Source organism: Polaromonas sp. P1_E1_2 (assembly GCF_056406035.1).
On the sequence record NZ_JBFUAZ010000839.1, the window covers coordinates 1 to 1403 of the forward strand.

Annotated in this window: 1 protein-coding gene; it reads right to left on the reverse strand. The window is 64.6% G+C overall.

What is annotated here, in order from left to right; all coding sequences use genetic code 11:
• Positions 1-1333 (reverse strand): bifunctional UDP-N-acetylglucosamine diphosphorylase/glucosamine-1-phosphate N-acetyltransferase GlmU (gene glmU / locus AC1D1P_RS23400; RefSeq protein WP_477674647.1); only part of this gene is annotated, 1333 nt, incomplete at its 3' end.
• Positions 1334-1403 lie beyond the last annotated feature (70 nt).

Here is a 1403-nt window from a genome sequence, read left to right on the forward strand (position 1 = left end):
CGCCTATGGTGACGGGTGCCACCAGGACGCAGTTGCTGCCGATGTGCACGTCGGCTTCAATSACCGTGCGGTGCTTGTTGGYGCCGTCGTAGTTGGCGGTGATGCTGCCGGCGCCGTAGTTCACGCGCTCGCCCACCGTCGCRTCRCCCAGGTAAGCCAGGTGGTTGGCCTTGGCGCCCTTGGCCAGGGTGGCGTTTTTTACTTCCACAAAATTGCCGATGTGTACCTCGGCGCCCAGTTGCGCGCCGGGCCGCAGGCGGGCAAAGGGCCCGATCAACGCGCCCTCGCCGATCTGCACACCCAGCTTCTCGCCGTCGATATGGGTGAAGGGATGGATCACGGCGCCGGCGGCAATGGTGCAGTTGGCAATCACGCAGTTGGCGCCAATGCGCACTCCGTCGCCCAGCGTGACCTGGCCTTCGAACACGCAGTTCACGTCGACTTCCACATCCTGGCCGCAGCGAAGCGTGCCGCGCACATCCAGTCGTGCGGGATCGGCCAGCCGCACGCCTTGCTCCATCAGCGCCGTGGCCAGGCGGCTTTGGTACACGCGTTCCAGTTCAGCCAGTTGCACCGGACTGTTCACGCCGGCCACCTGGGCTGCGTCTGTGATCTGCTGCGCCACGACGGCCACGCCATCAGCCACCGCAAACTTGACGATGTCGGTGAGGTAATACTCGCCTTGGGCGTTTTGATTGTCCAGCCGGGAAAGCCAGGCACGCAGCAGGCGCGTGGGGACAGCCATGATGCCGCTGTAAATTTCGCGGATCTCGCGCTGGGCAGGTGTCGCATCTTTATGCTCGACGATGGCGCGTACCTGGGCCGAGGCTTCGGCGCCGGCCCGCAAGGGCTCGGAGGCGTGCGCCTGCGCGCGCACGATACGGCCATAACCCGTGGGGTCGGCCATGCTGAGCGTGAGCAGTGCCAGCCGCTGGCCGTCGCACTGTGCCAGCAGGGCCTGCAGCGTGGCGGCTTGGGTCAGCGGCACATCGCCCGACAGCACCAGCGTGACGCCATCGTCGGCCAGCAGGGGAATCGCCTGCTGCACTGCATGACCGGTGCCGAGCTGTGGTTCCTGCCGCGCAAATTGCAGGCTGAGCTTCGAATCTGTGCCCGTTTCCCGCTGCGTAAAGCCCTGGCAGGCGGCCTCAACAGCCTCAGCGCCGTGGCCGGTAATGACGACCGCCTTGCGCGCTGACAAAGACGCAGCGCATTCGATGACATGCTGCAGCAAAGCCTTCCCGCCCAATCGGTGCAAAACCTTGGGTAAGCTGCTTTTCATCCGCGTGCCTTTGCCTGCGGCCATGATGACGACATCAACTGGGGTTGCCATGAAGTTTCCTCTGGATTTTCGAAGGACAGGATTTGAAAAGCGTGCCAGCCCCGCCGGGGCAGCGCTGGTA